This is a genomic window from Vulcanisaeta sp. EB80 (assembly GCF_002078205.2).
Map to the genome: position 1 here is coordinate 1 of NZ_LCWN02000012.1, position 21,216 is coordinate 21,216.

The 21,216-nt window shown below is 45.7% G+C and carries 22 protein-coding genes; 13 read left to right on the forward strand and 9 right to left on the reverse strand.

The window, feature by feature from the left end; genetic code table 11:
* The 3 genes from B7L70_RS13225 to B7L70_RS03575 form a co-directional block, all read left to right on the forward strand.
* The coding region (locus tag B7L70_RS13225; RefSeq protein WP_162009085.1) for a hypothetical protein at positions 1–344 on the forward strand (344 nt) is incomplete at its 5' end.
* Positions 345–399: 55 nt separating this feature from the next.
* Complete coding sequence (locus B7L70_RS03570) at positions 400–1,248, forward strand: hypothetical protein (RefSeq protein WP_081226525.1); 849 nt, start codon at positions 400–402, stop codon at positions 1,246–1,248.
* Between the two features lie 48 nt (positions 1,249–1,296).
* The gene (locus B7L70_RS03575; protein ID WP_081226563.1) at positions 1,297–2,304 is read left to right on the forward strand and encodes an ATP-binding protein; all 1,008 of its coding nucleotides are present in this window, start codon (positions 1,297–1,299) and stop codon (positions 2,302–2,304) included.
* 186 nt (positions 2,305–2,490) lie between these two features.
* Here the strand turns inward: B7L70_RS03575 and B7L70_RS03580 are convergent, their stop codons facing one another.
* Complete coding sequence (locus B7L70_RS03580) at positions 2,491–3,639, reverse strand: glycosyltransferase (protein WP_081226526.1); 1,149 nt, start codon at positions 3,637–3,639, stop codon at positions 2,491–2,493.
* A gap of 202 nt (positions 3,640–3,841) precedes the next feature.
* Complete coding sequence (locus tag B7L70_RS03585) at positions 3,842–4,960, reverse strand: hypothetical protein (RefSeq protein WP_143701524.1); 1,119 nt, start codon at positions 4,958–4,960, stop codon at positions 3,842–3,844.
* 116 nt (positions 4,961–5,076) lie between these two features.
* On the opposite strand from B7L70_RS03585, the gene B7L70_RS03590 reads away from it, so the two are divergent.
* Positions 5,077–6,345 (forward strand): glycosyltransferase, encoded by a 1,269-nt coding sequence (locus B7L70_RS03590; RefSeq protein ID WP_081226528.1) that lies wholly within the window; start codon positions 5,077–5,079, stop codon positions 6,343–6,345.
* Positions 6,346–6,418: 73 nt separating this feature from the next.
* Positions 6,419–7,294, forward strand: coding sequence for a PD-(D/E)XK nuclease family protein (locus B7L70_RS03595; RefSeq protein WP_081226529.1), 876 nt, complete (start codon positions 6,419–6,421; stop codon positions 7,292–7,294).
* Here the strand turns inward: B7L70_RS03595 and B7L70_RS03600 are convergent.
* Positions 7,291–7,521 carry a hypothetical protein gene (locus B7L70_RS03600; protein WP_081226530.1) on the reverse strand — a complete coding sequence of 77 codons (231 nt, stop codon included), beginning with the start codon at positions 7,519–7,521 and terminating at the stop codon, positions 7,291–7,293. The two genes, B7L70_RS03595 and B7L70_RS03600, sit on opposite strands and share 4 nt — an antisense overlap.
* Before the next feature lie 306 nt (positions 7,522–7,827).
* Between B7L70_RS03600 and B7L70_RS03605 the strand changes: the two genes are divergently transcribed.
* Entirely contained in the window at positions 7,828–8,697 is an 870-nt protein-coding gene (locus B7L70_RS03605; RefSeq protein WP_143701525.1) for a hypothetical protein, read from the forward strand.
* Here the strand turns inward: B7L70_RS03605 and B7L70_RS03610 are convergent.
* The 5 genes from B7L70_RS03610 to B7L70_RS03630 all read right to left on the reverse strand — a co-directional run bounded on the left by B7L70_RS03610 (position 8,690) and on the right by B7L70_RS03630 (position 13,114).
* Entirely contained in the window at positions 8,690–9,244 is a 555-nt protein-coding gene (locus B7L70_RS03610; RefSeq protein ID WP_081226532.1) for an NTP transferase domain-containing protein, read from the reverse strand. The genes B7L70_RS03605 and B7L70_RS03610 overlap by 8 nt on opposite strands.
* Positions 9,241–10,104 carry a molybdenum cofactor guanylyltransferase gene (locus tag B7L70_RS03615; protein WP_081226533.1) on the reverse strand — a complete coding sequence of 288 codons (864 nt, stop codon included), beginning with the start codon at positions 10,102–10,104 and terminating at the stop codon, positions 9,241–9,243. Before B7L70_RS03615 ends, B7L70_RS03610 begins: the two co-directional genes overlap by 4 nt.
* A 14-nt stretch (positions 10,105–10,118) precedes the next feature.
* Positions 10,119–10,646: a hypothetical protein gene (locus tag B7L70_RS03620; RefSeq protein WP_081226534.1), complete on the reverse strand. Its 528-nt coding sequence runs from the start codon at positions 10,644–10,646 to the stop codon at positions 10,119–10,121.
* Positions 10,647–10,874: 228 nt separating this feature from the next.
* Positions 10,875–11,882 (reverse strand): ATP-binding protein, encoded by a 1,008-nt coding sequence (locus B7L70_RS03625; protein ID WP_081226535.1) that lies wholly within the window; start codon positions 11,880–11,882, stop codon positions 10,875–10,877.
* Positions 11,883–12,064: 182 nt separating this feature from the next.
* Positions 12,065–13,114: a histone deacetylase gene (locus B7L70_RS03630; protein WP_081226536.1), complete on the reverse strand. Its 1,050-nt coding sequence runs from the start codon at positions 13,112–13,114 to the stop codon at positions 12,065–12,067.
* 54 nt (positions 13,115–13,168) lie between these two features.
* Here B7L70_RS03630 and B7L70_RS03635 point away from each other — a divergent pair, with 54 nt between their 5' ends.
* Genes B7L70_RS03635 through B7L70_RS03655 form a run of 5 tightly spaced genes read left to right on the forward strand, consistent with a single transcriptional unit; the run spans position 13,169 to position 17,559 of the window.
* A complete protein-coding gene (locus tag B7L70_RS03635; RefSeq protein WP_081226537.1) occupies positions 13,169–13,429 on the forward strand; it encodes a hypothetical protein in 261 nt (86 codons plus the stop codon).
* Positions 13,430–13,467: 38 nt separating this feature from the next.
* Positions 13,468–15,477 carry a ribosome rescue protein RqcH gene (gene rqcH / locus B7L70_RS03640; RefSeq protein ID WP_081226538.1) on the forward strand — a complete coding sequence of 670 codons (2,010 nt, stop codon included), beginning with the start codon at positions 13,468–13,470 and terminating at the stop codon, positions 15,475–15,477.
* 5 nt (positions 15,478–15,482) lie between these two features.
* On the forward strand, positions 15,483–16,031 hold the full coding sequence (locus B7L70_RS03645) for a Mut7-C RNAse domain-containing protein (RefSeq protein WP_081226539.1): 549 nt from the start codon (positions 15,483–15,485) through the stop codon (positions 16,029–16,031).
* Between the two features lie 42 nt (positions 16,032–16,073).
* A complete protein-coding gene (locus B7L70_RS03650; RefSeq protein WP_081226540.1) occupies positions 16,074–16,769 on the forward strand; it encodes an AMMECR1 domain-containing protein in 696 nt (231 codons plus the stop codon).
* A 55-nt stretch (positions 16,770–16,824) separates the two neighbouring features.
* Positions 16,825–17,559 carry a hypothetical protein gene (locus tag B7L70_RS03655; RefSeq protein ID WP_101940224.1) on the forward strand — a complete coding sequence of 245 codons (735 nt, stop codon included), beginning with the start codon at positions 16,825–16,827 and terminating at the stop codon, positions 17,557–17,559.
* A 10-nt stretch (positions 17,560–17,569) separates the two neighbouring features.
* On the opposite strand, the gene B7L70_RS03660 is transcribed toward B7L70_RS03655, so the two are convergent.
* A complete protein-coding gene (locus B7L70_RS03660) occupies positions 17,570–17,845 on the reverse strand; it encodes a 50S ribosomal protein L35ae (protein ID WP_238376088.1) in 276 nt (91 codons plus the stop codon).
* A gap of 310 nt (positions 17,846–18,155) precedes the next feature.
* Here B7L70_RS03660 and B7L70_RS03665 point away from each other — a divergent pair, with 310 nt between their 5' ends.
* Complete coding sequence (locus tag B7L70_RS03665) at positions 18,156–20,678, forward strand: V-type ATPase 116kDa subunit family protein (protein ID WP_081226542.1); 2,523 nt, start codon at positions 18,156–18,158, stop codon at positions 20,676–20,678.
* A 50-nt stretch (positions 20,679–20,728) separates the two neighbouring features.
* The gene (locus B7L70_RS03670; protein ID WP_081226543.1) at positions 20,729–21,214 is read left to right on the forward strand and encodes a CBS domain-containing protein; all 486 of its coding nucleotides are present in this window, start codon (positions 20,729–20,731) and stop codon (positions 21,212–21,214) included.
* Positions 21,215–21,216 lie beyond the last annotated feature (2 nt).

Here is a 21,216-nt window from a genome sequence, read left to right on the forward strand (position 1 = left end):
TAACGGAGAAGGGAGATCCATGCAGTAACGAGGTGCTTGACGATGACGATGCCGTGGATCGCATTTACCATGAGCTCTTCGATATTCGAATACTCACCACAGCCCTGGTTAGGAGTTGGCGTTTGATTACTACTGATTGCTGGCTCGCTTGTTGTTTGCCAATAATTATTGGAGACGCTGTACTGAGGCTCCTGAGAACTTACGGTATAATCAATGTTTATGAGGTCGAGGTTAGGTGGAACGCAGGGGATGGATTATGTCATGCTAGCATCTACTTAATCACAGGTAGAGTTGCCGGCAACCCTACAACTGGTGAGCAATGTTGCAGGGCCTGCTGTGGCTAATCTCTATACTTAATCACGTGTAATTTTTATAAGTGTACTCAACTGCAATCACTGCGTGTACTTGGTTACGTATTTGCCATTTTACAGGATTCACGAGGTCGAGACCTACTTTATGAGAAATGTTGAGGTTATGAAGCCGAGGGCAGCTATTGTTTATGTGGATAATGTATACCATGAGAAGCAGAGGGAGATCCTGGCGAGGGTCTTGTCTGGAAATGTTGAGGTTAGGTTTGGTAATTGGCGCAATAGGAACAACACCTGGATAGCCATGCTCAGGGACTTCCACACACTGGGTGGTGAGGTCATGGTTGTGGATAGCGACAATAAGGTCACGGAGGACCTACCCAGGATACACAGCGAACTCAGGGATCACCCCATATACACAATACTCGATGAGGAGGCGTGGAAGAGGAATCCGCAGCACTTCCTGATTAGGAGTCGAAAAACCGGTGAACTCAGTATTAACGGTAACACAAAACCACTATATGCATACAAGGTCTATGACAGCTCAATAGGTGGGCTATTTAGAGGCGGCTCCGTATTCTTCATAGGTCCTAAACAGGTCGTTGTCTTAATGAAGCTTCCCGAACCTGAGATTTTAGATAAGGTCGAGAGGGCTTTGAATAGTGTCGATGTTTGGCTAAGGGGCTTCATAAGCGATGAGACGCTCCTTGGCGTGATAGCCCACCTAGTAGGTATTAAGGAGGTTCCGTGGACAATAGCCAGCCACCACCTACACCACGGATCAACACCTGGAAGGGCAACTAAGTTACTTGTGGCTGCGGCGCATTACCAATTCGCCAAGGGTCTCGTTAGGGAGTTCGGTCGTCCAGAGTTCAGGAGGTACCAGCTTAAGTATGCCCTATCCATGGTTAGGAATGTTGGTAGTATTGTGAGGTTTTAAGGAACTGAAATGCTAAGCTTAATTAATTTAGCATGGCTTAAGCCAAGCGTGAGGAGGATTAAGCTCTCGCTTGTGTCGGGTCTTGATGTTGATTTTGTGGATAGGGATGTTGCTATTCAACAAGTGATTAAATGGGCGGGGAGGGGTACGGGGTTCCCAATCGTGGTATTCGGCCCTGAGGGTTGTGGTAAGACTAGTTGGTTGTTGCAGTCTGTCGAGGTGCTTAGGGAGGCTGGCTTCGACGTTATCTACTTCAACCCAATGAGGAGGAGGTTCGAGGTTGAGGTAGGCATCGAGAGCCTGAGGCAGCACGCCCTAAACGTACTCAAGCAAGCCGCTTCGGAATACGCACTAGCCAAGCTTGCCTGGAGCGTGATCGACCTAGCAATAGAAGCCATTAAGCATGGTAGGGGGAGGTTGGCTGTTATTGTTGATGATGCCTTCCAATACCTCGACAAGAGGGAGGCAGCCCTCATAATCAAGGGCATGCTCGAACTAATAGAACACCCACCAGAGCACTACGAGAAAATAGTCGCCATAGCAGCAACAAGCGAGGGATTGTCTAGGGAGGAGATCGGCAGGCATCTGTGGTCTATAATCATGCCAATGTGGAACATGACTAGAGAAGGCTTTCGACAGCTTTATGAGGAGTTACCTGGATCTAAACCACCCTTTGAGGATGTTTGGAGACTAACTGGTGGAAACCCGAGGATGCTCTCCAAGCTCTACCTGGCGAATTGGGATAAGGATGCTGTGGTGGCACAACTCATTAGGGAGAAGGGGCTAACGCCGGACTTCATAGTTAGGTGGAGGGTTTGGCTTGAGAGGGTTGTTGATGATCCTGAGGCGTTGTGGAGCCCTGATGTACCCGAGGAGTTGATTAGGCAGCTTGTGGAGAGGAACCTAATCGTTTACAACATGTACGAGAGAAAGCAAGTATTCTGGGTAGACCAACCACCACCAGAGAAAGACCCCGAGCTAGGCATTGGTAAGGACGTAGCATGGCAAACACCAATACACAGAGAAGCAGTAAGAAGAGCACTTAAGGAGGTATAATACTACGAAGAAAGTCACGCTATGTTCATTAATTTAAATGCCGAGTTTACTGACAGGAATTTAGGGCTTGGGTGATTTTAAGTAGGTCGAAGTTATGCCACAAGACTTCTAGAAACTGCGTATTTTCAGCATTATACTACTTTGAGAAAGGAATAGCATAATGACGTAAGAGCTTAATGAGACTTGTTAAATACCGAATTCCTTGACTATTGCATCAACTCTATTCCTGAATGCTTCGTAGGAGAACTCACGAGCTCTCTCCATCACGGCATCCCTGAGTTCTTTGGCTATTTCCATAGCCCTGCACATACCGAGGGCTGCCTCCTCCTCATTACTAAACCCAAGACCGTACCTGCCCATCTTAACGATATCGATCCACGGGCCGCCGGATTTATGAACAATGGGTATTGCCCCGGCAGCCATGGCCTCGGCAACAACAATCCCAAATGGCTCATAGGGTCTAACGTGAATGAACGCGGTGGATCTGCCCAAGACCCTATACACAGTGTCTATGGACGGATTAATCATAAACCTTACACGCCTACTGATACCCAACTCTCTGGAAAGTTTCATTAGGTGCTTAACGTATGATAGGCTTGCTAAGTCATCGGCGGCGCCCATGAGCACCAGTTCAAGGTCCTCCTCATCACCGCATATCGACAAAGCCCTGCTGAAGGCCCTAGTTACGAAATCTTGCCCCTTAGACGAACTAAACCTAGCGAGCATACTGACGATAGGCTCTTTATTACTCATAGCGTACTTACGTATTAACTCTGTATCAATGGGCGGATAAAGAACCCCAGGTCTCACACCCAACGCACTTTCGGTTAAATATGCTGTAAATAGGCTATTGGCATACACGTGGGCCGTCTTTCTCATTAAGATATCATACCTAGACCCCAGGCTTAAGAACCCATGCAGGAACAACCTATGGGGCTTCAACGTAAAAACAGGCCGTGGCTTAGAGGTCATTACGGCCCCATGTAGGTAAAAAACTACCTTAGTGCCTGCACGAAATGGCCGTAGAAATAACGTATCGAGGAATAACAAGTCATGGTAACGGGCTAATTCATTAAGTACGTTATTACCCACAAACGAGTTAAGCAAGCTACAATATTGATTATGGCAATCAACCACCCCATACCTCACCACCTTAATACTCCTTAACTCATCAAAATTGACACCATGATATCTCCTCAGGGTGTTCGCATCGACATTGCTAGGCATTAGTACGGTTACATCAAGCCCAAGCTCATTCAACGCCTTAATCAAGAGAGCGTCGAACCTCTGAACACCACCAACACCACCTAACGACCAATAAACTAACGCCCTCATTAACGCCAAATTAAAAAGAACACTTAAAATGCTTTTATTAAACGATCCACGTGATTTTCATTACCTAAAGGTCGTGAAAAGCACTAAAATTACTTAGTTATAGGAAGGTGTTTGATTTTGTTTTCCTTAGGATCATTGGTTTCCTAATAATTAATGGCGTTTATATCCCATATGGACCAAGTCACGAACTTTTATCTTAACGTTAATACTTTATTTTTGAAAGTTCATTTATAATGTTATTTAGGTGTTTTTCATATAATTGATACGCGTATATCATGTTTTCAATACCGTATTTATGTAATTCATTCGGCGTTAATTGAACTATTTTAGATATTAAATCTGGGATGTCTAGAAAAACTAATTCGTGAGGCAGAGACTCGCCTTGTACATTTAAATGATATGATGCTGGCACCACCGATGCTATAGCGTAGTCGTATCTTCTTACATTGCTTCCGCTGCTTCTACCTCCGTACAATTCTATCAATCCGAGGTGGTTCTGGGATAGGTGTTTTATATATTCTATTCTGTCTGGTATGCTATCACTAGTTTTTATTTTTACTTTCTCGCTAGTTTCTTTATTAATGTTTACAATATTATTTACATAGCTGTTTTTCAATGACGTAATAATTTCCATAGTTATTGAATACTCCGAATATTTCTGTAGCATTTTTATTATTTTGATGATGTTTTCTGCATATTTTTTATCAATGTTTGGTTTAACGATCACTATTTTTAATTCATCATTATTTTTCGATATTGGAAATCGTATTGGCTTAAAGGCTTCATTAACCGGAGGGTAAATATTAGGGAATACAATTACCTTACTTAACTTTGCGTTCTCTTCATAAAGTATTTTGTCTCTTAATGACACGACTATTGTTATTGGGTCAATCTTGCTTAATATGTTAAGTGCTTTTTTATTTAGGGGACTTAGCATCCTTGTTGTGTATGGAAACTCTCCGCTATAATCGTGAGATATATGTATAAATTTTAACCTATAACGTAGTAGGTCTTCAAGGCATTTTGATATCATTATTACTGATCTAATATGATCAAGAATTATTACTATATCTTTATTAGAACTTTGCACATATCTTATGATTTTATTACAATTAATGTATTGAAACCGAACCTCTCTTAGAAATATTGACATTGAGGGAGATAGTGTATTAAGTAAGTGCGCTAGTCCTGCAATACCTCTTAATGTTAATGTTTCTAAATCATCGAGGTTATACTCAACTATGTTTTCTGGTTTGAGTACGTATTTTATTAAATTGTATAGAAAGGAGGTTCTAGTATTACCTCCGCTGAATTCGAACATCCGTCTTTTATTTCGCCATGTTACGAAGATTACTTGCATTTTTACCTTAAAATTTACTTAAAGGCAGGTATTTTAAGTAACATTTATATTTTATGTTTCTTGACTTAGACGGTAGTATGGCGTACTCAGTAGTGAGCCATCATTATTGGGGCTCGCCTGGCGGTGGTCAGCTTGTTTGCGCTTCCGCGGCTGTTGCGTTGGATAGTGTTGGTCTTGAGCCTATTCTTACTGGTACGTTTAAGTTTGATCCAGGGAGGTATGTGGATTGGTATGGTATTGATATTTCCAGGTTCAGGGTTTACACGTTGATGCCCGTTAACATTAAGGCCTTTGGTCTCTGGACTCGTCTATACATGTGGAGGCCTGCCAAGAAGGTTCTTGATAATTATGATACTAGGGTTATGTTTATTGATGAGGAGGCTTATAAGCCCTTGGTTGGGTATAGGTCTAGGGGTTTGAAGATTGTTGAGTATGTTCATTTTCCATTTGAGGTGGTTGTTGACCCTAGGTTTAGGGGTTCTGGGCTTGCCTATGGTGAGGATCCTTACATAATGGAGCGTTATGGTAAGTTCCCAATGAATATTTACTGGGGCGTTTTCACTAGATTGTTGCCTAGGTATTTGAGGGAGAATCCGTTCAGGGATGCCGACCTTGTGCTGACTAATTCCAGGTGGACCGCGGGTGTTGTTAAGATGGTCTATGGTGAGGAGCCCGTTGTCCTTAACCCACCAATACCGCCAAACATGGCCATTGTTGGTTCCCCAAAGCCGCTCAGTGATAGGTTGCCCTTGGTGGTTATGCTTGGTCGCTTTAGTGAGGAGAAACGTTATCACTGGGTTGTTACGGAGTTGATGCCTAGGCTAGTTAGGGAGTTTCCCAGTGCTAAGTTGGTTATTTTCGGCGGCGCCACTACCAGGACCCAACTTGGTTATGTCAATAGGGTTGCCGATTTGGCGAGGAGGGCTGGGTTTGGTGTTAAGGTGATTAGTGAGGGTAATGTGATTAATGAACTGGATGAAGAGCACCAGGTCTACCTGAGGTTGAACGCTCCCAGGGCCGAGATAAACGAAACCATGGATAGGGCTAGAGTCTTCCTCCACGCGACGATTAATGAGCACTGGGGTATCGCGGTTGCCGAGGCAATGGCCAGGGGCTTGCCCGTTGTTGTTCATAGGAGTGGTGGTGCCTGGAGTGACCTAGCCATGAATGGCGAGGTTGGGCTTGGTTACGAAGGTGTTGACGAGGCTGTTGAGGCATTGGCTAAGTTGCTCACGGATGAGAAGGCTTGGGGTCATTACTCAGGTAAGAGCCTGGGAAGGGTTGGCGAGATAACATTCGACAAGTTCGTAAGTAGGCTTAGCGAGCTGGTGAAGAGACTCGCCTAAACATTACACCTTTCCGTGTTTATCCCCATCCTATTGCTAAGCTTTATTAACTCATTACGTGCTGATTTATGGGATGGGTGCAAACCTAAGGGTTGAGTTGTTGAGGTTGCTTCGTGAGGATGAGGAGTTTAGGTTGGCTGTTATGGGTCTGATTGGTTATGCCGACCTCAAGTCCTCCGTTGATAGGCTTGTTGAGGCTGTCAATGAGTTAACGAAGCTAGCCAAGGCACACGAGGAGAGGTTAGCGAGGTTAGAGAGTGCGGTTGAGGAATTAACGAGAGCTATTAAAGCTCATGAAGAAAGACTAGCCAAGGTAGAGGATAGGTTATCGAGGGTTGAGGCAGCCATCGAGGAATTGACAAGGGCTGTTAAGGCACATGATGAGAGACTAACGAGACTGGAGGGTGCGGTTGAGGAGTTAACAAAGGCAGTCAAGGCACATGAAGACAGGTTAACCAGGGTAGAAGATAGACTAACTAGACTGGAGAATGCCGTGGAGGAGTTGACGAAGGCCGTTAGATCCCACGAGGATAGACTGGCGAGGGTGGAGGATGCTATTAAGGCCTTTGATAGGAGGTTGATGGCTCTTGGGGCTAGGTGGGGTGTTGAGTCTGAGGAGGCGTTTAGGAATGCCATGAGGGGCGTGGTTGAGGGGATTCTGGGTGTCGCCACGGTTGGTAAGTGGGTTTACTTCGATAAGGATGGCATGGTTTATGGGCATCCATCCCAGGTGGAGGTTGATGTAGCGATTAGGGATGGAACACACATACTAATTGAGATTAAGGCAAGCGCCTCAAGTGGCGACGCACTGGAATTCTCAAGGGTCGGAAAGCTGTACGAGACCATCACGGGTATTAAGCCGAGGCTCGTCCTAGTGACACCGTTCATCGATGATAGGGGGTTGGAGGCTGCCAGAACATTGGGCATCGAGGTTTACACTAGTGTTTAATTTACCAGCCTCAATTCATTAATTAACTTAGCCAGCGACTCTGATGGTGCCTCATGGGTCGTGTCTATGGTCACTAATCCCAGTTCCCTTGATAATGCCCTGTAGATAACCCACTGCTTTGGTATTGTCTTTGGTATTGTCTTAGCCGTCGGCTCGCTACCCTTACGCCTAACCGGCTCCCTGGGGCTGGCGGTCACTAGCACGTTCCTGCAGTACCTAGTGACCAAGGCTAGTATGGCCCTACCCCACAGGCTGCCTAAGAAGCCTACGTCGGTGGTTACACAGACCCAGACTAGGAAGTCTAGGAGCCCCTCTCACCCACAACGCTACTGAAAATTTAAACAAGCTCCTCACCCTGAGGGGTAAAGACTTCTCGAAATCTTTGGGTTCGACCAGCCCATTTACCAATACTGCCATGTGATTCAAGTAACCATCACATGTGAGATTATCTACGTAAAAATGTAGTTAAAGTTTAACCTAGCTAAGGAAACACTTATTTAGTGGTACCCAATTTAACCCTTGAGGAGGAAGCAATGTCTGTTGATTTGAGGGGTTTGTTGTTGAGGTTGCTTCGTGAGGATGAGGAGTTTAGGTTGGCTGTTATGGGGCTCATTGGTTATGCTGACCTCAAGTCCTCCGTAGATAGGCTTGTTGAGGCTGTTAACGAGTTAACAAAACTAGCCAAGGCACATGAAGAGAGGCTTGTTAAGGTGGAAGATAGATTATCGAGGATTGAGACAACCATTGAGGAGTTGACGAAGGCGGTCAAGGCTCATGAGGAGAGGTTAGCGAGGTTAGAGAGTGCGGTTGAGGAGTTAACAAAAATCGTTAAGGAGCATGAGGAGAGGTTGGCAAAGCTTGAGGAGAGGGTGGCAGGGGTTGAGGATAGGTTGACCAGGCTTGAGGCTGTGGTTGAAGAGTTGGCAAAGGCTACGAGGGAAAACACGAAGGCAATCGAGGAATTAACAAAAATCGTTAAAGAGCATGGAGAGAGGCTTGGTAGGATCGAGAGGAGGTTGACAGGAATTGAGAACATGCTCAACAACCTAACAATAGGCCTCGAAGACGAAGCCAACCACGTCGTCCAGCACCTCCTCAAGCAGAGAGGTATTGAAATTAGGACGAGACCGACATTTTTTGATAGGAGGTACGAGTTCGACATTTATGGAACGAGTGAGCAGTTAACGATTATTGGTGATGCTAAGGTGAAGGTTGGGCCGAAGGCTGTCAGGAGGCTTGTTGGGAGGGTTGATAGGGTGATGAAGAGGTGGCCGGATAGGTTTAAGGGTAGGGTTGTTGTCGTCCTGTATTGTCTGAGGGCTTTGGAGAAGGCTGTCGATATTGCTAGTAAGTATGGGGTATGGTTGATAGAGGATATGGAGGAGAGGACGAAACCTATCTAATGGGTTGCTGTGTCCTCCTTTGGATGAGTTTGGTTGCTTCTTCTAGGTCCTCCCTTGTGTTTATGTTTATTAGCTCCATGGTCCATGCCGTGGTGAGGGTTGACCATGGTATTACGCCGTTGCTCATGGTTAAGTCCCTAATGTAGCTGATGCCCGTATATTCAATCTCGCAACCCCTCACTGCCGCGAGCGTAACCATCGGCGTCCTTATGTGCGCCACTGCCCTCAGGAATTTGGTTATGAATTCCTTGCTCAATAGGGGCATGTCGCTGGGTAGCACCAGTGTTGGTGTGCCCGTGAGTCTCAAGGCCTCGATTAAGTCGTTTGGGTAGTCCCTACCGCTAGTTAGGACTATGGTGTAGTTGTTTGACCTGGCCCATTGAATGATCCTCTCGTGGTTCTTTGTTGTGGCTATGTTTATTTCTCCCAACCCATTTATTGCGTCGATCACGTACTCGATCATTGGTTTTCCCTGGATTTTAATCAACGGCTTACTCGGGTCACCAATCCTACTTCCCCTGCCCCCAGCCATTATTAGTACCTTCATGCCTTCTCCACATCCAACGCATCCAGTATCCTCCTACCCAAGGCTCTCACGTTCTCGTTCCTCGAATCAAGCAGTACGTGGGCTACTAACATTTGTACTCCGGACTCTGCGTACAGCCTGAACTCCGGTATGTAATCGCCAGTCGCTATTGTGTACCAGAGCGAGCCTATTAATTTGCTGACGCGTAGATCGGTAATATCATCTATCCTAAAGTCCCTAACTATGCTGACGTCGTTCCTAACCACAACCTCGCCTAACCTAGGTTCGTTGGTTACATCATCCCTTGTGTTGATATTAACAAGAGACTTAGCGTCTACTCCATGGGTTAGTGGGTTCATAAATAGAACCTTGGGCGCACCCCTCAATAGGTCGAAGGACTTGCTCCTACCTAATTCGGCTAGTTTATTGAGGATTGGAATAGCCACATCCCTCCTCAAGGCCATCAATGCATTACTTATATGTCCGTTCGGTAATATGTAGGTCACAGCATCGAAGCTGGATAACTCCTTAACCATCAACTCTATGGCATTTGGCGTTATAAACGGCATGTCATTGGGTATGACGACCACGTAATCATCATTACACGCCCTAATCCCCGAGTAAATCCCTGCCAATGGACCTTTAAACGGCTCATTATCAATAACGTACTTGGCCTCAGGGACAACCTCCCTATACCTTTTGGCCCTATCTTCATTATTCACGGCTATGATTGCAGAATCAACAATCGCCTTCAGCGATTCATAGATCTTCACAATCATTGGTTTACCATCAATCACATATAACGCCTTATCGACCCAGGGCTCATTGGGTGATTGGAACCTCCTGGACAAACCGCCACTCAATATTATGCCGCAGACCATGACTGCGCATTAGGTCACTCAGGCGGCTTAATGAGTCTTGCTAATCTTTTTCTTCTCCAGTTACTGTACTCAATGAGCGCTATGGTTATTAGGATTATGATTATTATGATTACCACGGCAATAGCCACCAACGTACCCACGGGCACAAACCCTATGCCTGGCACGTAATACCCACTCACGGGTATTACCAGGGTTACGGGTATTGACTCCCCACTCTCATTGGTTGTGAGCACTATCGTCTTACTTGAGTAGACGCCGAAGGAGTACGCGTAGGCCTTGCACGTTATGCTTCCTGTGCTTGGTATGGGTATTACCGCACTTATCTGGCCTATGTTGCTCACGTTGTATTGGGCGCAGGTTATGCCGACAATCGCGTACTTCGTGAGGGGCATGCCGTTTGCGGACAAGGCTGTTATGCTAACGTTAACGGCAGGTATGTACACGGGCAGTTGAATTTGTTGTGCCAAGACCGCGTTAATGCCAGCGAGTAACAATAACAACAGAACCAAAACTATGTAATACCTACTTGTGCGGTAACCCATCGCACAAAGTAAGCTATGAGGAGAAATAAATCACTAACTCACAATTAGCACAAGGCAGTAAGGGCACTCTAACTACACATCAGCATCTTTAGATTGGAGGATCCAGCATAAGTGAAGGTGCTGGAGGCAAGTGATCATAATCCCCGGTATTACTGAGGTTCCATTCTCGTGATTACTAATAATGAGGGTTTCGTAGTCGTAATCAACGCGGAACTAAGAATTTACGCCCTAAGCTTCGCCGAGGGCTTTCTTAACCGCATCCCTATGTAATGGCGTATGCCAGGCCGCGTATTTACCAATGCCCATCTCAGAGTCCCTCTCTGGTGGCATCTCATCGATCCAAAGGTAAGGCCTTCTGGAGTACATTGTGTAGATCAGTAGATTCCTCCTAATTAGCTCATGCCTAAGCTCACCTGGAAACTCAACCTCGCTGACAACGTCAGGATCGTCGACAACCTTCTCAAGCCAGCTCCTCCACCTGGCTATGAAATCCCTTGATAAACCCCTCTCATCGATGATCCTATTTAAGACATAATCAACATGCCAATTAGCCTGGTATAGCCTGGCTAGCATCCTTGGGTTTCCACCCGTGAGTCTCCAAACATCGTCAAACGGCGGTTTGGGGCCAGTTAATTTCTCGTAAAGTTGCTTAAAACCGCCCTGGGGCATGTTCCATATGGGCGTGATCTCAGCCCAGGAATGCCTACCAATCTCCTCCCTGGACAAGCCCTCGCTTGTGGCTACGAGAACAACCATCCTGTCATAGTCATAGACGGGGTGCTCAATTATGTTGAGCAATCCCTTCACGTAAGCCGCAGCCTTATCCACACCAATCACTTGGAATGCATCATCGACTACGACCGCGACCCTAGACCTCCTAATACTCAATATCTTGCGTGTGAAATCGAACACAGCCCAAACAACCCTACCAACAGCATTCTCGGCAAGCGCCTTCTCCACAAAATCCATGAATGCCCTCTTGACGTCGGGAAACGACACCTTGGCATCAAAAACCTCATCCAACGGATGAATATAAAACACCTCATAACCCGACTCCCTAAGCATCTCGACGGCTTGCTTAAGGAATGCCGTCTTACCACAACCCTCTGGACCGAAAATGACGATTGGGAACCGAGTCCCCTTCTCAGCCCATTCACTAACCTGCCTCAACGCCACATCCCTATCAACAAACTCAACCCTAAGGCCAGGAACAAAATCCAACTCTACCCTTCTCACAAACAATAATAAGTCTCCTTAAGTTAATTAGGCTTAACATTTCAATTTCTCAAAAATCCCAATACCGCATATAAAAAAGAATGAGTCCACTCAGCGCTATTAACCGAAATCATCATTCATCCAGCCCAGCATCATCACGCGTATTACGTAGGTCATGCGATGATTATTAAATCTTTCCTAAGCTATTCAATATGCCAATATTGCTTATGCACACCCATAACCTCCTTTATTACGGAATTCACGCGAGACTTCACCCTAGGATCCGTGACCGTACTCTCCTCATCGATCTCGAAATCCCTATTACTCATTATATCAACTAATAACCGGGATCCCCTGCTCAACACCTCGAAGTTGTAGCCACCCTCTAGTACGAATATGACCCCCTTAACCATACCTATCAAATCCCTTAACCCCCTAAACATCTCGGCGTAGGTGTTTAGGGATAGCCTTAGGTTCGCTATTGTCTCGAGTTCATGGGCATCAAAGCCTAGGGAAACCAGGATCAATTGGGGTTTGAACTCATTAATTATTGGCCAGACAACCCTACTCAAGGCGTCCTGATAGGCATCATCACCGGTGAGTGGTGGTAATGGAACATTAACATTGAATCCCTCGCCCTCGCCCTCCCCAACTTCTCCGATGAATCCCGTGCCAGGGAAAATGGTGACCGGGTCCTGGTGAAGGCTTATGTAAAGGACCCTTGGGTCGTTATAGAATATCTCCTGGGTCCCATTACCATGATGCACATCGAAGTCCAAAATAGCCACCCTATCGATACCCCTGCTTAAAGCATACACAGCCCCAATGGCTACATTATTGAATATGCAGAAGCCCTGGGTTGGAGCCATTAATGCCCTGCCAGAACGACCAACGTGATGCCCAGGAGGTCTAACCACAGCATAGGCTGCATTCCACTCACCGCTCAAGACCTTGTCGATTCCCTTAATCACGGCACCAACAGCTAGCCTAGCCGCCCTACACGTGCCTGGGCTCACGTAGGTATCAGCGTCAATGAACACGTAATTCCCTTCACAAGCACTATCTATTTGATGTATGTAGGTTAAGTCATGAACTTTAACCAGCCACTCATTGACGTTCGTCACAAGCCTCTCTATGGGAATATTCCTTTGATACAGCGTGCTCATTATTGACGAGACTCTGCTGGGGTTCTCAATGTGATACCTAGGCGGCTTATGCTCTAGGTATGCATCATCATAGATTACGCCAATCACAGTATTACTCAGTTGAAGTGCCTTATTAATCTGCCTGGGAAGTTTTTAATCAGTATGTTTGGCAGGAGGAAGAAGGTAGACCTTGAGGAGTTGCTTCAGGAGTTGGCTGGTAATGAGGACGAGGATGGTAAGGCAAGGGTTAGGAAACGTGCCACTGTGAGTGAGGATGAGCCTGTGGAGGCAAGTGGTGTCAAGTTTAAGGTTGAGTTTGAGGGTGTTAATGAGCTTATAAAGGAGATTAGGTCGTTGAGGGAGTCAATAAATGAATTGATTGATTTATTGAAGGAGCAGGGATCAGCGGTTATGAAGAAGTAATTTGTTTATTAAGCTCAGAAGGGCTTAGAACTGAAGTAATGCCCGTTCAAAAGAGGTCATTAAATATACTGGATCTACTGGCTGTGGTTGTTGAGTTAAGGGAGTTGGTGGGCTCAATCCTCGATAAGTCCTATAGGATGGGCGAATCCCTACTGCTTAGATTTAGGAAAGGCCCTGAGAAGTACTTCGTGATAGCAAACTCGCACAGATTTGGGTTAACGAGTTATATCCTTGAACACGGTGCTGAGGGTGTTTCACCGCTTAGGAAGCTTATTGAGGACTCCAGGTTAGGGGGAATCGAATTGCTCAACTTTGATAGGGTGGTTAAGCTAACCCTTGATGAGGGCTACCTAGTGGTGGAATTATTGGAGCCCTGGAATGCGGTTTACGTTGGTGGTGACGGCTTGATCAAGTGGGTATTGAGGAGTTATAGGGGTAAGGATAGGGTTGTCAATGTAGGTCTTGAGTATAAACCACCACCGCAGAGCTTCGTAAATCCCATAGGCAATATTAACGATATTATGACGGCATTGCGCAATTACGACACAGTGGGTAGGGCCATTGCCAGGGGATTGGGCTTGGGTGGTGAGGTGGCTAATGAGATTTGTGCCAGGGCATCCATTGATTGCTCAAGCCCCGTTAACTCCATCGACATTAATTCCATATTATCGGTAGTTAACCAACTAATCAATACAATTAATAATGGGTTCCTAGAGCCAACTATTTACTATAGTAGTGGCCTCCCCATAACCGTAACCCCAATAAAGTTCTTGTCAATCAAGTACGATGAAGTTAGGCAATTCCGTAAATTTAATGAGGCTGTTGATGAGTACTTCCACGAGGTTGAGATTAGGGAGGAAAGCCAGAGAAGGCTTGTTAGTGTAACGGGTGAGATCGCAAAACTCGAAAAGAGTATTGATGAGTTAATGATTAACATCGAGAATTTTAGGAGAGGGTCCGAGGAATTGAGGACTAAGGCCGAGGTACTCCTTAATTGGAAGTACGTCATTGAGGAGTTACTAGGTGTCCTAAGGAATTACTGGTCTTCGTATAAGGATGAGTTTCAGGAATTGATTAAGGGCATGGAGTACCAGGGAATTAAGGTCAAGGGCTTTATCCCGAGAAATAAGGTTGTGACCCTGGATATTGGCGGCATTACTGTATCACTACCACTAAATGCCGATGTTGGTGACGTCATTAATGAACTGTTTAACAGGGCTAAGGAACTTGAGCGTAAGGCCAAGAGCGCAGAGGAGGCTATGAATAAATTGAGGGAGCGCATTGAAGAGCTTAAACTTGAGAGCGAGAGGCTTAGCGCGAGCGTTAGGGAGAGTTCTGTCCGTGTTATTTACGGTGCTAGGGAGTGGTTTGAGAGGTTCAGGTGGTTCATAACCACAGGCGGTAAACTCGTCATTGCAGGTAGAGACGCGACACAGAATGAGATCATTGTTAGAAATTACCTAAAGCCCTGGGATTTATTCGTACATGCCGACATACCGGGCGCCGCAGCCGTTATAATGAAGCTCAGGGGTCCTAATGAGGAGGTTAGCGAGGAGGATTTACTTGAGGCGACCAGGTATGCCGCATCTTACTCAAGGGCTTGGGTAATGGGTCTCTCGGTGCTTGATGTGTTTTACGTAAGGGGTGAGCAGGTCACTAAGAAGGCACCCTCGGGCGAGTACTTGGGTAAGGGTAGTTTCATGATTTATGGCAATAGGGGTTGGGTTAGGAATGTGGAGCTTCGTTTAGGAGTTGGGGTTAGGGTTGACCATATCAATGATACCGCACTGGTTAGGTTAATAACGGCGCCTCCAGAAGCCATAGGTGCCTTGACTAATTATTACGTTGTAATCAGACCTGGGAGTAAGGATAAGAATGAAGTTGGTAGGGCCATTTATGAAGAGTTCAAAGGAAGGGTGCCGGGTCTTGCGAGGGTTGTTAATGTGGACAACGTGGTTGAGACCTTGCCGGGTCCATCGATAATAGAGGGTGTGTTTAACGGTAATCCAATGCCCTGGGACGAAATTCGTAGAAAGGCATTATGGTGATTTAATTGGAAGTCGCAAGGCTCAACCTATGCGCACCCTTGCCTATCGTGGACGAGGAGCCAATCCTTGACTCAATGCTTGGTTGGTTAGCTAGGTGGTTAAGGATGTTAGGCGTTCACGCGATATATAGTCCGAGTTTTAACGATGAATCGCTCCTCAGCATTAATCATCTATTGATAACTAGGGATAGGGAGTTGTTCAGGAAGAGGTCGTTACCAACACTACTACTTGAAACTTCAATACACGAGGAGTGGTTGTCAATATCATCATTGATCCTCGGTACGCAGCTAGTAATTAACATGGATAGGAGCCTATGCCCAATCTGCGGTTCGAAACTCGTTAAGGTGGGTAGGGAGGCTGTTGTGAGTAAGGTTCCTAGAAGTGTCTTGCTTAGGCACGATAGTTTTTGGTTATGTACGGGTTGTGGTAAGGTTTACTGGGTTGGTAGCCACCACATGCGTATAGGTAAGGAGCTAGAGATTGCGCGGTACATATTAAGTAGGCTTAAGGCTTCGTGCGTCGGCAATAATTTACTAATAATTCATAACAACTAAGTGGGGCATTGCATATAAACCATCTCTTACATACCCTAACGCATGCAATTATTCAAACCCCTAGATGAGCAGGAATACCCAATCCTCATTAAGTACCTAAGGGCTAAGATCCTGGAGAGGCTGGGTGTCAAGGTTGATTATGAAATCGACCCAACAATTCTCGTAAAAACAGCGGAGCTTAAATTCGGCGTCTTCGTATCTATCGAAAAGCTCATGTATTCAGATGGAATGGTTAAGAGAGTCCTTAGGGGTAGTATGGGTATGATAAGGCCCATGAGGAATCTGCTTGAGGATTCTGTAGCCGCCGCGATACACGCTGCATTTTATGACCCGAGGTACTCACCCATATCTATCGCGGAATTTAAAAACTGTGTTATTGAGGTTACGGTAGTGTCGCCACCAACCGACGTGGGTATGGATTGGGTGAGGAATAGCATGGTGCTTGGCTACCATGGTCTATACATCGTTGATTCGGGTAAGGCAACAATAATATTGCCGCAGAGGGTCGTTGAGATTGCCGAGAATTACCACCAAAGCACGGGTAAGTATTTAGATAATGAGGCGTTCATTAATGAATTATGCAACCACCTAAAGATATGCGGTCCATCTAGTATTAAGGCATTTGAGACGCAGATAATATACGAGTTGAAGCCTGATGGTGATGTGATTGAAAGAAAGCTTTACCTAAATAGATTACTGGGGAATAACGTTAAGCAGGCTATTGCAGCAAAACATTGATTCTTTATTCAACTAAAGATTTATTAATTTTTTAAGTATCAAGAATTGAGGTAACATGCCGATCATGATTAAGTTTTACATGGTTGTTGGTAGGGATGAAGCTTATGAAAACACGATTAGAAGCGTTGTTAATGAGGTCAGGGAGAAGTTCAAGGGTAGTGAGAAGAGTATCAACGCCACATTCATTAGGATAAAGCCAGAGGCAGTTGATGCCGCGCTGAACGCGCTGAACATGCCCGAGAACCAAGTCCCGCAAAACCTGGTTTACCTAGTTAGGTCAATGAAGCAGGATGGCGTTAAATCATTGCCAGCCTTGATAATCAATGGTAGGAAGGTTTATGAGGGACAATTACCACCGCCAGACACGGTTAGGCAAACCATAATGGACGAGGTAATGACATCACTAACGCCAGCACAGCCGCCAGTTACACAACAAGCAGCACCGCCTCCACAACAACCAACAGTACAACCAATACAACCACCACCGGCGCAACAACCCCCACCACCCCCACCGCCTGAGGCAAAACCCGCACCGCCCCCTCTGCCTCCTCCACCGCCTATGGAAACACCTAAGGTTGAGACCCAGCCACCACAGCAGAAACCAGAATTTGTGGAGAAACCTACGCCTGCAGTGATAGCGCAGCCAGTAACCGTCTTAAGTGGTGTTAAGATTGTAATGGGTAGACCAGATGACTGTAGAGAATGCGTATACTACGGGGCCAACACCAGCACATGCCTATTATTTGGCTATAAGATAACTGATCCCTCAAGACCACCGTGTAAGTCCTAAAAATAATTAATCACTTCATTATTAAATCCACATAATCACCTAAAGCTTGACCAGGTAATCCCCTCCTAAACCTAACCAATAATTGACCATGCTTACCCCACACCTTCAATACACTACCAATTATCTCAGCCCCAGTCCTAGATCTCCAAACAGCCCTTGCTCCAACGAACTTCGCCGCATCCATCACCGTTTCTACCCCTGGTACAATGACTATGGCATCTCTAGCATACCCAATGGACCCCCTCCTTATTGAGTATATCCTAGCCCTAACACTCCTAGCCTGCATTGACACGAACACGACATTAATCAGGGAATTTTTAAGCATTTAGCAGGAAACACCATAGTCATGCCGTAATATATACAAAAAACACTTATGAAATGTGTTTTCTCGACCCACGATTAACCCATGATTATGAACCCCCTGAGAATACACGCATGAAGCTTACAACACTTAATACTGTAGATCCCGTAGCTACTCATACTAAGGCGTTGGCCAACTCCCTCATTAGTAGGCTCGAATCTCCTCATCTCGGATTCGTTGATTACCCAAAGAAAATAATGCTTAAATTCTATAGTTATCCTTGTGTCTAACGAAAATGCCCATTGCAAGGCTTGTTGAGTATAAGATAGCATTGCCCTCAGAGTACGCCTTTGACCTATTGATGAGTATAGGCAATACGAACATGTTCATGCCAATAACAAGACCGGGTAGTATACCAGCCCCTAGGATACCTAGTAAGTACTCGGAGAGGATTAGGAAGCTTGAGGACATGTCCAGGGAATTGGGTAGAGTGATGTCGCAGTACTCAATACCACCGCCACAAATGCCGCGTGAGGTTAAGATCGGCCTATTCAATGAACTTCTTGAGTACGTGCTTGAGGATGGCGAGGATTTGCTTACGAGAATAAGGCAGTATCTAAGTTCCATTGAGGGTGTTAGGAGCGAGTATGAGAGGTTGAGGGGTATTGCGGATGTCGTGTCAACGGCAGGTGAGGTTATTGTGGAGAGACTCAGGCATTTCTCGATAGATATTGTGCCGTTAAGCGAGGAGGACTTCAACGAATTCAAGAGTGCAGTGGCTAGTTATGGGTCCGAAACCATACCTATAAAGGTTCAGGATAGGTTCTATGCATTAGTCATATATCCTGAATGGGCAAGACAGGGTCTACTTAACGTGTATAAGCTCTTCAACGCAACACCCCTTGAGCTACCCACAGGTCTTGACCTGAAGTCCGTCAAGGAAAGATTGGCCGAGCTTGAGGGTAAGTTGGTTAAGTCGGAGCGAGAATTTCGCGAGTTTTTAGTTAAGGTTAGTGATAGGGCTTATTCAATAATTGATCTTTCAGAGGCGGTTACAAGCATTGTTAGGCAGTACACGGATTCGGCAATACCCGAGGGTAAGGAGGTTGGTGATAGGGTATCGCAGATGCTCAGCTCTATGAATGAGATGAGGAGTAGGATTAGGGAGCTTGAGGCAGTTCACGCGGCGCTTGAGTACATGGTTAAAACTGGGCTTGAGCTCGGGGGACTCAGTAGGTTGAAGAGTAGGGTCTTCGTTATTAGGGGGATTAATGAGACAGCAGTTAGGGGGTTAATGTATGTTAGGCGTGATATTGAGGGTACAGACTTATCAATACTGGCACTAATAGAGCCGCCAAGCAACCTCGATAAGTCGACACTAGGTGGTGAGGTTTATGAGATAAGCCAGGACTACCTAGTCAATGTTAAGTCAGCCTACGAATTAACTGGGAGGGAGCTTGTGGATTTAAGGGCTAGGTTGAGGGATTTGGAGAAGGAGTATGAGGAATTCATAAAGGACTTCAATGAGGTATCCACGTATGGGATTGAGGGTATTGATAAGGTCAGTGGTGATGTAGTGACGATAGCCGGTTACGTTAAGGAGAGTCTCTCGGAGAAGTTTGATGATATGCTTGCCTCATTATTAACGAGGCTTGCGGTGGATGCGAAGGTTAGGAAGGAGAGTAAGGTGGCTTACGTTAAGGAGATAGATCCAGAAAAGGCACCAACGCTTGAGGAGTACCCAAAGCCCGTTGACGCGTTTAAGAAGATAACCTACATGTACGGCGTGCCCAAGTACACGGAAATAAGCCCAGTGCCCCTGACATTCATACTATTCTCAGTATTCTACGGCTGGATGTACCCAGACCTGGGTCACGGATTGATCCTATCGCTCTTCGGCTACTCACTGTATAAATCAAGGTATAAGGGCCCAAATTCATTCCTCAGGTCAATATTTGGAGGTAAGTACTCAGAGTGGGGCTTGATCTTCCTAATGGCTGGTATTTGGTCCATAGTTTTTACATTCGTGGAGAGCGGTACTATATTCGGCATAGAGGTCTTGCCAGCACCCCTAAGGCTGGTTCACGTCACGGAGATGCACACCTACGAGATACTCACGGATTCCGTATACGCAGTACTCACATTAGCCATAATTGTTGGTATCATAGTACTACTACTCTCGTTCGCCCTTAAGGCAACGAATGCCTATAGGGAGGGCGAGAAAGATTTAGCTTATAGCTTCTACGTACCACTATTCTTCTTCTTCCTATTCTTAGTACTAGCCCTCGCCAGTGCCAATTTCGTACCTTTCATACTGATTGGTGAGCAGACACCACTACTTGAACCACTATACGGAGTATTCAACGCCATAAGGGGATTAATGATGTACTGGGCCTACGCGACTATAGCGTTCCTTATAATATTAATTGCGTCAATGATGTATTTCAAGGCCAAGTATAGAGGAGTCCCCGGTTTTAGCCTTGCTCAGCTATCAGTTGAGATTGTTGCCGAGACCGCAATACCAAGTTTGACCAATACCATATCGTTTATGAGACTCGGCATAATCGCCATAATGCATGCCGTGTTCACAGCGATGACTTATGCATGGGCAGCATCACTGGGCCTACTAACACCAACCGGCATAGCAGTGCTTGTAATCTTTAACTTACTGATAATTCTTGGCGAGGGTTTCGTAGCGTTTGTGCAAAGCCTAAGGCTTCACTACTACGAAATGTACAGTAAGTTCTTCAGTGGCGCCGGTGTATTGTTTATGCCCTTCACGCTAGGTCTTAGGTGGGTTAGGCTCTTCATATCGTAGACATTACTTGGTAATTATGGCTTATAAATCCCCTAACCGAATTACTACTAATGGCTATACCTAAGGTTAGGGACATCATGAGGGAAGTCCTGGTGACGGTCAGGGATAACGAGCCACTACTCAACGTATTGAGGCTCATGCACGGTAAAAATATAGGGTCTGTTATTGTAACGAATGAGGAGGGCAAGGTTATTGGCGTATTCACGGAGAGGGATTTAGTTAGGGTTGTTGCTAATAATGAGGATGTAAACTCATTAACCGTGGGTGATGTAATGACGAGAAGCATCATAGTCGTGGAGACGGACGCCAGCTTAATAAAGGCTGTGCACATAATGGCTAAACACAACATCAGGCATTTACCAGTTATTGATGAGGGTGGGAAGGTGGTGGGTATAATATCCATTAGGGATGCGGCGATAACCCTGGCTAGGTTACTCGTTGATATAAACATGCCAAGTCTCGGAATAACAGAGGAGGAGGTGGGCATGATTAGGGAGATGAGCACTGATGTGAATATTGATGAAGGTAGGGGCTAACG